The organism is Vibrio splendidus 12E03 (assembly GCF_000272105.2).
Classification (GTDB): domain Bacteria; phylum Pseudomonadota; class Gammaproteobacteria; order Enterobacterales; family Vibrionaceae; genus Vibrio; species Vibrio splendidus_I.
In genome coordinates, this window is sequence record NZ_AJZD02000218.1 from 1 (window position 1) to 220 (window position 220).

Consider the following 220-nt stretch of genomic DNA (forward strand, 5'->3'; position numbering starts at 1 on the left):
GACTTTCCATTCACCTTCGCCATAAACCTTTAGGCCAGTTGCATCAATGGCCAGGTGCTGTATTGCTCCTCTCGCTTTAGTCTTAAATGAGACCTCAACTTGCTTTGCTCTACGACTGATGCAGGTGTAATGCGGACAACTTAATGGAACATGGGCAAGCCTAAATATTGAGTCGATAAACCCTTGCAGAGCTCTCAGTGGCATAGAAAAAACTCGTTTC

Annotated in this window: 1 protein-coding gene; it reads right to left on the reverse strand. The window is 45.0% G+C overall.

The features are described 5' to 3' along the window. Positions 1–220 (reverse strand): IS5/IS1182 family transposase (locus A142_RS14950; protein ID WP_019824347.1); only part of this gene is annotated, 220 nt, incomplete at both ends.